The 7,648-nt window shown below is 63.6% G+C and carries 6 protein-coding genes and 1 pseudogene; 2 read left to right on the top strand and 5 right to left on the bottom strand.

What is annotated here, in order from left to right; translation table 11 throughout:
* Both SO156_RS41150 and SO156_RS41145 read left to right on the top strand, forming a co-directional pair.
* Nucleotides 1–160, top strand: a pseudogene (locus SO156_RS41150) (enoyl-CoA hydratase/isomerase family protein); the annotation flags it as partial.
* A gap of 183 nt (nucleotides 161–343) precedes the next feature.
* On the top strand, nucleotides 344–583 hold the full coding sequence (locus tag SO156_RS41145; RefSeq protein ID WP_458145642.1) for a hypothetical protein: 240 nt from the start codon (nucleotides 344–346) through the stop codon (nucleotides 581–583).
* Nucleotides 584–847: 264 nt separating this feature from the next.
* On the opposite strand, the gene SO156_RS41140 is transcribed toward SO156_RS41145, so the two are convergent.
* The 5 genes from SO156_RS41140 to SO156_RS41120 all read right to left on the bottom strand — a co-directional run bounded on the left by SO156_RS41140 (nucleotide 848) and on the right by SO156_RS41120 (nucleotide 7,622).
* Nucleotides 848–1,561 (bottom strand): nitroreductase, encoded by a 714-nt coding sequence (locus SO156_RS41140; RefSeq protein WP_498538785.1) that lies wholly within the window; start codon nucleotides 1,559–1,561, stop codon nucleotides 848–850.
* A 156-nt stretch (nucleotides 1,562–1,717) separates the two neighbouring features.
* Complete coding sequence (locus tag SO156_RS41135; protein WP_498538784.1) at nucleotides 1,718–2,962, bottom strand: acyl-CoA dehydrogenase; 1,245 nt, start codon at nucleotides 2,960–2,962, stop codon at nucleotides 1,718–1,720.
* A gap of 117 nt (nucleotides 2,963–3,079) precedes the next feature.
* Nucleotides 3,080–4,324, bottom strand: a complete 1,245-nt coding sequence (locus tag SO156_RS41130) for an acyl-CoA dehydrogenase (RefSeq protein WP_498538783.1) — start codon at nucleotides 4,322–4,324, stop codon at nucleotides 3,080–3,082.
* A 140-nt stretch (nucleotides 4,325–4,464) separates the two neighbouring features.
* Nucleotides 4,465–5,592: an acyl-CoA dehydrogenase family protein gene (locus tag SO156_RS41125; protein WP_498538782.1), complete on the bottom strand. Its 1,128-nt coding sequence runs from the start codon at nucleotides 5,590–5,592 to the stop codon at nucleotides 4,465–4,467.
* 158 nt (nucleotides 5,593–5,750) lie between these two features.
* Nucleotides 5,751–7,622: an AMP-binding protein gene (locus SO156_RS41120; protein ID WP_498538781.1), complete on the bottom strand. Its 1,872-nt coding sequence runs from the start codon at nucleotides 7,620–7,622 to the stop codon at nucleotides 5,751–5,753.
* Nucleotides 7,623–7,648 lie beyond the last annotated feature (26 nt).

Here is a 7,648-nt window from a genome sequence, read left to right as displayed (position 1 = left end):
ACCGATCGCAATGCGCGGCATGAAGCGTGCGATCAACGAATTCGCGCGCGGCGCGCTCGACGAGGAGGCCGCAGCCCGCCGCCATCGCGAAAGCATGCGCGGCGACGAGATCAAGGAAGGCATCAAGGCCTTTGCCGAGAAGCGGCCGCCGCGGTTTTGAGAACAGGCCCGTCGCGGGAAGCAGCATTCTTGACGCCGGAAACCCGAGGCCAAGGTCTTTCTCCTCTCTACGAAACAATCCTGAAACACGATTCCCGCGTGCACGAATGAACGCGTTTCGGAGTCACACCGACCGAGACGCAGGGACACAACAACGGCTTCGTGCCACACTGGAGAGAAGAGAATGTTTCGTAAGCTTGCCCTTGGTCTCGTCGCCGCCGGTTCGCTCGGCGTTGCCGCCCTTGCGCCCAGCGCCGCGTCGGCCCACGGCTTCCATCATCACTGGGGTCCCGGCTGGGGCTGGGGTCATGGCGGCATCTATGTCAACACCGGCGTGAGCGGCTGCTACCAGGAGCGCGTGGTGCCCACCCGCCACGGCCCGCGCGTGCGCGTCGTGAACGTCTGCGCGTACGGGATCTACTGAAGCATGATCCGGAAAAGTGCGAAGCGGTTTTCCGAAACGATATGCGTAAACAACAACCTAAAGCGCGATGATGATTCATCCTAATCTCAGCGCGCTTTAAGCGACAACGTCCGACAACGAAGCCCCGATCTCGGTGATCGGGGCTTTCGTCACCCGCGGCTCACCAGGGTGAGTAGCCCGGATGAGCGAAGCGACATCCGGGGAATCGCTGGTCCCGGATATCGCTTCGCTCATCCGGGCTACAAGCGTTGCATCGCGTGGGGATCACTCGTCCACGAACGTCACGGTATCGGCTATCCTCGCCCGTGAGGTGCGGTAGCTGTTGACCTTGTGGGCATGATCGGCATAGCCGAATGAGATGCCACAGACGACGCGTCGGTCGCCGGGCAGATTGAAATGCTGGCGGATCAGGCCGGAGTGGCGCGCGAGCGCGGCTTGCGGAATCGTACCGAGCCCGAGCGCCTGCGCGGCCAGCATGAAGTTCGAGACATAGCCGCCGCAATCGATCGCACCGTAGATGCCGAGCGGCTCGTTGGTGTGAATGATCGCGACGTGCGGCGCGCCAAAGAAGTTGTAGTTCTCCAGCGCCTGCCTCGCATAGGCGGCCTTGTCACCACGGACGATGCCCAGCGTGTTGTAGAGTTGAAAGCCGCTCTCGCGGCGGCGCTCCAGATATACGCCGACATATTCGCGCGGCGGTGTGAAATCATAGTCATCGCCGAGGCCGCCGGAGGCCTCCTGGTAGATCGCCTTGCGAAAGCGTTCCTTGGCCTCACCGCTCGCAATCACGACCTGCCATGGCTGGCTGTTGCACCAGGACGCGGTGCGCTGCGCCGTCATCAGGACATGCTCGATGGTTGCCCGGTCGACTTCCTTCGGCAGGAAGGCGCGCACCGAATAGCGCTCGTTGAGGAGCTCTTCGAGGACGCCGATGCGGTTCTCAGTAGAGTAGTGGGCGTTCGGCGATTTCGCATCCATGGCGTTCTCTTCTTCGTAGGGTGGGCAAAGCGAAGCGTGCCCACCACTTCCAGACAAGGTGGGCACGGCGCTGACGCGCCTTTGCCCACCCTACGATGATTTCGCCGGACGCGAGGCAGCACTGCGCGCCGCACCGCGTCCGGGACACGAGAGAGATTATCGCCCCTTCGTGGGGATCTTGTTATACGGCACATCCTTGTCGACACGGATGTCGCCGGGCAAGCCCAGCACGCGTTCGGCGATGATGTTGCGCAAGATCTCGTCGGTACCACCGGCAATGCGCATCGAGGGCGAGGACAACAGCATCTGCTGGAACTGGCCGTGGACGGTTTCCTCGTCTGCGCCTGTGAGAACGCCAGCCGCGCCTTGCAGGTCCATCGCGTAGGTCGCGATGTCCTGGAGCATCATACCCGACACCAGCTTGCCGATGGAGTTTTCCGGGCCCGGACGCTCGCCCTTCGACAGCGCCGAGATCGCGCGGTAGCTGGTATATTTCAGTCCGTTCGATTTCACCGCCCAGCTCGCAAGTTTCGAGCGCACGGCGGGATCGTCGATCGCAAGGCCATCCTCCAGCATCAGGTTCGAGCAGAACTCGAACATCTCAGGTACGCCGGTCGCAAGCCGCGAGCCGATCGACATGCGCTCGTTCATGAGCGTGGTCAGCGACACGTTCCAGCCGTCGCCGATAGCGCCCAGGCGCTGGCTGTCCGGGATCACCACGTCAGTGAAATAGACCTCGTTGAACTCCTGCATGCCGTTGGCCTGCTTGATCGGCCGCACCTCGACACCAGGGCTCTTCATGCTCAGGAAGAACATGGTGAGGCCCTTGTGCTTGGGCACGTTGGAATCGGTCCGCGCAATCAGGAGCCCGTGGTCGGAATAATGCGCGCCAGAAGTCCAGATCTTCTGGCCATTGACGACCCAGTCGTCGCCCTTCTTCTCCGCGCGGGTGCGAAGCCCCGCGACGTCGGAGCCGGCGGACGGCTCGGAGAAGAGCTGGCACCAGATCTCCTCGCCAGAGGCGAGCTTGGGCAGATATCGGCGCTTGGCCTCCTCGCTGCCCCAGGCCATCACGGTCGGGCCGCACATGCCCTCGCCGATCTGGAACGGTTGCGTCAGCTTACCGTAGACGCCCTCTTCCTGCTGCCAGATCACCCGTTCGATCGGCGTTGCGCCACGGCCGCCATATTCCCTTGGCCAGTGCAGGCAGGCCCAACCGGCTTCTGACTTCTTCTTCTGCCAGGCCTTGCCGACCTCGACCATGTCGTGTTTCGCAAGCCGGATGCGACCGAGCGAGGATTTTGACAGTTGCTCCTCGAACTCCTTCGGCGCGTTGGCGGCGACCCATGTGCGAGCGGTTGCGCGAAACTCGGCTTCCTGCGGCGTGTCGTCGAAATTCATGGCGCTTTCCCTTGTCTTCGTAGGGTGGGCAAAGCGGAGCGTGCCCACCACTTTCGGCTATTCTCAACAGAAGTGGTGGGCACGGCGCTCCGCGCCTGCCCACCCTACGATTCGAGTTCATCTTCCCCTCGTCGGGATCTTGTTGAACGGCACGTCCTTGTCGACGCGGATATCGCCGGGCAGGCCCAGCACGCGCTCCGCGATGATGTTGCGCATGATCTCGTCGGTGCCGCCCTCGACACGGGTGCCGGGCGCGCGCAGCAGCATGGCCTGGAAGCGGCCTGCGACTTCGGCATCCTCCGGGCCGCTGACGACGCCGGCGGCGCCTTGCAGGTCGAGCGCATACATCGCGACCTCCTGGACCATGGAGCCAGCGACCAGCTTGCCGATGGAATTCTCCGGCCCCGGCCGCTCGCCCCGCGACAGTGCCGAGATCGCGCGCATGCTGGTGTATCTCAAGCCGCTCGCCTTCACCGCGTAGTTTGCAAGCTTCGAGCGCACGCTGCGGTCTTCGATCGCAGGACCGCCGTCGAGCATCAGGCTCGCGCAATAGTCGAACAGCTCCGGGAAACCGGTGGCAACACCAGCGCCGATCGACATCCGCTCGTTCATCAGCGTGGTCAGCGAGACGTTCCAGCCGTCATTGACCTCGCCGAGACGCTGGTGATCGGGAATGCGGACGTTGGTGAAATAGACCTCGTTGAAGTCGGAATTGCCGTTGGCTTGCTTGATCGGCCTGACCTCGACGCCGGGGCTCTTCATGTCCAGGAAGAACATGGTGAGGCCCTTGTGCTTGGGCACGTTGGGATCGGTGCGGGTAAGCAGGATGCCGTAGTCGGAATAATGCGCGCCTGAGGTCCAGATCTTCTGGCCATTGATCACCCAGTCGTCGCCGTCCTTCTCGGCGCGGGTGCGCAGGCCCGCAACATCGGAGCCGCCGGCCGGCTCGGAGAAGAGCTGGCACCAGATCTTCTCACCGGAGGCAAGTGGCGGCAGATATTTGCGCTTATGCTCCTCGCGCGCGAACGCCATCATGGTCGGCCCGCACATGCCGTGGCCGATGATGAACATAGCCGAGAGCTTGCCGAACGCGCCCTCTTCCTGCTGCCAGATCACGCGTTCGATCGGCGAGGCACCACGGCCGCCATAATCCTTCGGCCAGTGCAGGCAGGCCCAGCCTGCATCCGCCTTCTTCTTCTGCCAGGCCTTTGCGACGTCCAGGATGTCAGCGTTCCTGAGCTGCGTGCGGCCGAGCGATGATTTGCGCAGCTCGTCCTCATACTGCTTCGGCGCATTCGCGGCGATCCAGGCGCGCGCGGTGGCGCGAAACGCGGCTTCCTGCGGGGTGTCGTCGAAGTTCATGGTCCTGTCTCTCGGTTCGTTCCCCGGACGCTGCGCAGCACGAAGTGGTGCGCTGCAGATCCGGGGTCCATTGCGGCCCTGGATCCCGGCTCTGCGAAGCGGCACTGCGTGCCGCATCGCGTCCGGGACACGTGCGGCGATTACGCCGCGTTCTTCTTGCGCATGCGGTCGATCAGCTGGTCTTCCCAATAGGACAGGCTGCCGAGCCCCAGCGCGAGCGCGTTGGCGCGGCGGTAGTACATGTGGCAGTCGAACTCCCAGGTGAAACCCATGCCGCCGTGAACCTGGATGTTGTTCTTGGCGCAATGCTGGAACGCCTGCGTCGCGCTGATGCGCGCGGCGGCAGCGGCCTCCGGCAGTTCGGATGCATTGGTTGAGAGCGCCCAGGCGCCGTAATAGCTATTGGAACGCGCCAGCGTCGCCGCGACATACATGTCCGCGAGCATGTGCTTGATGGCCTGGAACGAGCCGATCGGGCGGCCGAAGGCGATGCGGTCGAGCGCGTAGTCGCGCCCCATCTCGAGCGCGCGATCGGCGCCGCCGACCTGCTCGAAGGCTGTGAGCACCGCGGCGCGATCGAGCACCTGGGTCAGGATACTCCAGCCTTCGCCGGCGGCTCCCAGCGGCTCGGCCTTGCAATTCTTGAAGGTGAGCTCGGCCTGACCGCGTGTCGGATCGAGATTGGTCAGGCTCTTCGTCTCGACGCCGCCAGCCTTCAGATCGACGAGGAACAACGAGATATCGCTATCGCGACCGCTCGATCCCGTACGCGCAGCGACAATGGCGAAGTCAGCGATTACGCCGTCTGCGACCGGCTTCTTCACGCCGTTCAGCGTGCCGCCGGAGCCGGTGAGTTTCACGTTGCCCGGCAACGGATTGCCCTTGCCCTCGAACAGCGCCAACGTACCAATCGCCTCGCCCGAGGCGATCGCCGGCAGCCATTTCGTCTTCTGCGCCTCGTTTCCGGCGATCAGCAGCGCCTCGGCAGCGAGATAGACGGTGGAGGAAAACGGTACCGGCGCATTCGCGCGGCCCATCTCCTCCGCGATGACGCAGAGTTCGAGATGCCCGGCGCCCGCGCCGCCGAACTCCTCGGGAATGGCGACGCCGAGGAAACCCATCTCGGCGAGACCCTTCCACAGCTCCTTGTCATAGGGCGCCTTGCCATCAAGCACGACCCGCACCGCCTTGGGCGAGCATTTTTCGCTGAGGAATTTGCGCGCCTGGTCGCGGAGCTGCTTTTGATCGTCAGAGAAATCGAAGTTCATGGCGGCTTACCCTTTTTTTCGTTGTTCGTTGAGGCCGTCATTCCGGGGCGCGACGAAGTCGCGAGCCCGGAATCCATTTCGCCACACGCCCTGTGGCCCGATGGATTCCGGGTTCGCGCTACGCGCGCCCCGGAATGACGAGTGGCGAGAGATGAGCTTCATCGCAGCACGATCACATCGTCATCAGGCTTCTCGGCATACAGCCGCTCGACCAGCGCCGAGCGGCGTTCCAGGCCAGCGCGCTGGTTGATGTAGCCCTTGTCTGTCAGCTCGTTTCCGTCGATCGAAGGCGGCTCGACCATCAGCATGGCGCGCGCGATCACGCGGCTGCTCGCGCCTTCGCATTCCCTATTATGTGCCTCCAGCCCGCGCCTCAAGCAGGCAATCACCTCGGGATGCTTCACGGCGTCATCGAAGCTCAGCTCGGGATTGCCGACGAGTTGGCGACAGGCATGCAGGTTCGGCCAGGCGAGCAGGCCAATGGAGCAACGATCCTGGCCCGCGACCAGCGCGTCATGCACGACCGGCGTCGCGGCCGCGATCGCATCGGTGCGGAGCGAACCGACATGCACGAAGGTGCCAGTCGTAAGCTTGAAATCCTCGACCACTCGGCCGGCAAAGATGATGCCCTGCACGGGATCCTCGTCGTCGACAAAGATGCCGGCATCGCCGATGCAGTAAAAACCTTCCTCGTCGAACATCTTCTTCGTCAGCTCCGTCTGGCCGAAATAGCCGGGCGTGACGTTGACGCCGCGCAGCCGCAGCTCGTACTTCGAGCCGCACGGCACCATCTTCAATTCGACACCGGGGAACGGCAGGCCGATCAGGCCGACGCGCTCGGTATCCCAATAGGTGCCGGTCGAGGTCGGCGCGGTCTCGGTCGATCCCCAGCCGGTGTAGAATACGATGCGTTCGCCGGTGGTCTTCACCGCAAGCGCCTGCATGCGATCGTAGAGATCGTCAGGCAGCCGTGCCCCGCCATAGGCCATGATGGAGAGGTTCTTGAAGAAGGAGCGGCAAAGCGCGTCATCCTTCTCCATCGCCGCGGCGAGCGCGGCGTAGCCGGCTGGAACGTTGGCGTAGTAGGTCGGCGAGATCTCGCGCAGATTGCGTAGCGTCTCCTCGAACTGGCCCGGCATCGGCCGTCCGTCGTCGATATAGAGCGTGCCGCCGTCGACCAGGATCGGATGAAAGGCGGCATTGCCGCCCATGGTGTGATTCCAGGGCATCCAGTCGAGCATGGTCGCGATCGGGCCGTCCGGGCGACGCGGCCGCACCTGCATCATCATCGCCGCGTTCGCGCACATCATCGCCTGCGTGTTGATGACGGCCTTGGGCATGCCGGTCGAACCCGACGTGAACAGGAGCTTGCCGACCGTCTCGGGAATGATCTGCGCGATCGATGCATCGACGTCCGCGGTTACCGGCGTTGCTGCGAGCCCAGCGAAACTGACGCTCTTGATGCCCTCGCAGGGTCGCAACACATGCACGATTGTAACGCCGGTGAGATCGAGCGACTTCAGCGCTTTCTCGAAGGTCGGACCATCCTGCACCATGACGACGGCCGGCTTGATCAGATCAAACAGATACTTCAGCTTGACGTGATCGTGGCTCATCAGGGAGTAGGCCGGCGACACCGGCGCTGCAGGCGAGCGCGCCTGCATCGCAGCCTGCGTCATCAGCGCGTGCTCGATCGAATTGCCGGAGAGGATCGCAACCGGCCGGCCGTCGAGACCGAGATTGAGCAGGCCTTGCGTCAGCGCATCCACCGTGCGTTTGGCTTCACCGTAGGACACCTTGCGCCATGCGCGATCCGAGCCGCCGCGCTGCGCAAGCCAGATGCGCTCGGGCGCTTCCCTCGCCCATTTCGCCAGCGAGGCGGGAATATGCGTCTCGTAAGCCTGCAGCGGAATGCGCGACTTCAGCACCACCGTGCCGTCGTCGCGCCGCTCGACGTCGATGTCGCGCGGCAGCCATTCGATCTTGCGAAAAGCGGGCTTCGTCATCACCGCCGCCGCATTCCCACTCATTTTGCGTCTCCCGGAATTATTGTCCT

It is taken from the genome of Bradyrhizobium sp. UFLA05-125 (genome assembly GCF_059803515.1).
The sequence above is the reverse complement of the archived record's forward strand: the minus strand, read 5'-3'. Positions and strand labels throughout refer to the sequence as shown.

Coding starts and splice junctions, on each gene's coding strand:
- SO156_RS41135 (WP_498538784.1), bottom strand. CDS start 2,962: ATGAATTTCGACGACACGCCGCAGGAAGCCGAGTTTCGCGCAACCGCT.
- SO156_RS41145 (WP_458145642.1), top strand. CDS start 344: ATGTTTCGTAAGCTTGCCCTTGGTCTCGTCGCCGCCGGTTCGCTCGGC.
- SO156_RS41140 (WP_498538785.1), bottom strand. CDS start 1,561: ATGGATGCGAAATCGCCGAACGCCCACTACTCTACTGAGAACCGCATC.
- SO156_RS41125 (WP_498538782.1), bottom strand. CDS start 5,592: ATGAACTTCGATTTCTCTGACGATCAAAAGCAGCTCCGCGACCAGGCG.
- SO156_RS41130 (WP_498538783.1), bottom strand. CDS start 4,324: ATGAACTTCGACGACACCCCGCAGGAAGCCGCGTTTCGCGCCACCGCG.
- SO156_RS41120 (WP_498538781.1), bottom strand. CDS start 7,622: ATGAGTGGGAATGCGGCGGCGGTGATGACGAAGCCCGCTTTTCGCAAG.